Annotated in this window: 6 protein-coding genes; all 6 read left to right on the forward strand. The window is 40.8% G+C overall.

All coding sequences use genetic code 11. The annotated features are described in order from the left end of the window. A partial coding sequence (locus ACCI49_RS24240; RefSeq protein WP_371841826.1) for a hypothetical protein occupies positions 1-495 on the forward strand: 495 nt, incomplete at its 5' end. Between the two features lie 17 nt (positions 496-512). Further along, complete coding sequence (locus tag ACCI49_RS24245; protein ID WP_371841828.1) at positions 513-902, forward strand: hypothetical protein; 390 nt, start codon at positions 513-515, stop codon at positions 900-902. A gap of 36 nt (positions 903-938) precedes the next feature. Further along, positions 939-1394, forward strand: a complete 456-nt coding sequence (locus ACCI49_RS24250) for a hypothetical protein (RefSeq protein WP_371841829.1) — start codon at positions 939-941, stop codon at positions 1392-1394. Between the two features lie 9 nt (positions 1395-1403). Beyond that, positions 1404-1820, forward strand: coding sequence for a hypothetical protein (locus ACCI49_RS24255; RefSeq protein ID WP_371841830.1), 417 nt, complete (start codon positions 1404-1406; stop codon positions 1818-1820). A gap of 133 nt (positions 1821-1953) precedes the next feature. Then, positions 1954-2265: a polymorphic toxin type 44 domain-containing protein gene (locus tag ACCI49_RS24260; RefSeq protein WP_371841831.1), complete on the forward strand. Its 312-nt coding sequence runs from the start codon at positions 1954-1956 to the stop codon at positions 2263-2265. Between the two features lie 4 nt (positions 2266-2269). Continuing rightward, positions 2270-2605, forward strand: a complete 336-nt coding sequence (locus tag ACCI49_RS24265; RefSeq protein WP_371841832.1) for a hypothetical protein — start codon at positions 2270-2272, stop codon at positions 2603-2605. Positions 2606-2671 lie beyond the last annotated feature (66 nt).

Below are 2671 nucleotides of genomic sequence, written 5' to 3' on the forward strand. Positions count from 1 at the left end.
TGCGCTAGGGAAAATGGGAAGTTAAGGTACGACTGGCCTCGGGGTGATGTTTTTGCACAAAAGAAATGGATTGGTCTGAAAACCAATGCAGATGGTGACATTATTCTTTGTCTTGGCTCAAGTGCCTGTTCCGCACCTTCAAATATTGCAAATGCTACTGCTGGAGATATTGGTTTAGAAGGTGGTGCACTAACTGTAGGTGCAATTCCTGTGGTTGGAAAGGTGATCAAACCTTCCGTTACAAAATCAACCTTGAAAAGAATTAAGCGATTAGTTACGAACTTGTCGGATAATAGTCGGCAAGGTAATGGCTTGTCGCAAGAAAAAGTTGAGCAACTTCAGAGAATTATTAATAAGGCTGGTGGTACTTTGCGTAATGATGGTGCCCGAGGACTAAGAGGTTCTTCTGCAGGTATCCCCCATGTTCAAGTCGAGGGTCTGGGAAGGAAAATAAAGAACCGCCACATATGGACTCAACCTGATATTGATATCTAATAGAAGGATTAAACATCATGGTAGATGTTGCTAGATTGTTTAGATTTATACTTCAATTTGGAATCGATAGATTTCAGATCTTAGAAGTAACGGAAAAAAAAATACGAGCTGTTGTTGGTTGGCCTAGTGAAGGGCAGGCAGATTACGATCCAAATGAAGAAGTCCAAGAGATAGTTTGGGATATACAAAAACTAGAGAATATCGATGATGCATTAGAAATTTTAGAAATAGCTTATTCAAAGGGTTTCTTTGATTCGGATAAGTTAACTATTTCTAAAGAGGAGCTCTGGCAGTTAACTTCTTGGGAAAGAGAGCGGTTCAATAAAGCAATACAGGACTTACTCGAAATTAGAGTTGATATGGTTGATGACGGAAGAAGAACTGACTATTTTTTTGTGCATTTTTAATGCTCATATGCACAAAAGGGTGGGTGTGCAGTGCCCATGGCTTGTGCAGGATTGCCTGTAAGCTCTTCTCCCAATATGAGTAACTCTATCTATTCGCAACCTCATGAGGATCCACTTAATGTGGGATCAACCCTATTTTCTTTAGCAGGCTTTACGCTTGTAGGTGAAAAGACTTTTCTTAGCAACGGTCTACAGAGAATCCCAATAACTCCAATTACACATGAAAAAATGCTATTGCATGGTTTGTCTTCAAAAATGCAAGCTTCTAGAGCATTGAAAGCAGGCGGTAACGTTTTAGGTGGTGTTGGTTACGCAGTTAGTGCTACTGACTATGGTGTTCATATGGCGGATGGGAATTATCGCGGAGCACGAAAATCTGGGGTAGATATGTATATGGGTGCATTGATGTTTTTTTGGCCATATGGGACAGCCGTTGGAGCCGTAGGGTTGTACGTAAACAATGACTATCACTCTGATCCAAGCAATCCGTAGGTCATAGTAATGTTTAATAAGTTATTTTTATTGGTTTACGGACAGATATTTTCTGCAGAGACAAAACGTGAGAAAGATCTTTTCTCAGCAAAAATATCAGCTTCAGTTCAGATGGCATTGTTAATTACTTTAAATCTTGTATCAGTGTTTTTTTTAACCTATGCGCTTGTGAAAACGTTTACTCCTATCGATATAATTGGTGCCCACAGAAAACTCATTTTAACGATAGTAGGTTCAATAATGCTTATACTTATATTGGCTATATACAGTGCGACTTGTACTATTGGCGATGTAGGTAGCAGATATTTCATCTTACTAAATCGAGAAATAGCTACAGATTCAAAATTGCCGACAATTGCAAAGGCTTATCCTATTCTTTCACTAGTGTGCCTGGGTTGCTCGATTGTGGTGCTCACTCTAACCTGATGGTAATAATGCACAAAAGGGGGAATTTGGTAACGGCAAGAAATGGCCCCCGCTTGCGCCAGCAGGTGGTGACATAGACAGAAATATTAAGGAAGCAAGCGGCAAATGGAACCCGTGGTGGTTCAGGGACCAGGTGAAAAATCGAGGCCCGTGGGATTACAAGCAGCAAGGAAAGGATTACGAAGATTTCGGGAACTTTAATTACGGTGCTACTGCGGCAGCATTTGGGTTCCCTGATGCAATCATCCTAAATGAGGCTGGTAGAGCCCAGCAAGCTGCGGGTACCTCCTTGCCCTCCTGGGGAAATTCTGGGCCGAGCTTACTTCCATTTCTTGGAACCTCCCCGTTTGGAGATGATCCGCGAGATCAGTACTGGATTAAGCAAGGAATAGATTTCTACCGAAATAGAGACCAGTGGAATATACCCGTTCAGCTTGGACCATGATGATATGAAAATTTTTAAAAAAATCTTAATTGGGATTGGTGTGGTTTTGTTGATTCCTATTGGGGTTGTTGTATGGTTTTTTTCCAGCGGCGGTATATTCGGAGAATGCGAAACGCAAGAGCTTGTCCGTAGCAAATCGCCAGGTGATAAATATGAGGCAATGGTTTACACAAAAGGCTGTGGGGCTACTACGCCGACTGCAACGATAGTAGCTCTTAGACAAGATAGAAATGCCAGTGCCTTTGAAGGGCATCTCTATAAATTCGGAGATAAATTTACGAATTATTGGAGTGCTATTTTATGGTTGAGTTTTAGTTGTAAAACTGAGCTTATTCGATAAATATTGATAGTTAGTGTGTTTTATAGTAATTCCAAGTAAAACTCATATCCATTTTATCCCACTCTT

This window comes from Microbulbifer epialgicus (assembly GCF_041447265.1).
GTDB classification, from domain to species: Bacteria; Pseudomonadota; Gammaproteobacteria; order Pseudomonadales; family Cellvibrionaceae; genus Microbulbifer; species Microbulbifer epialgicus.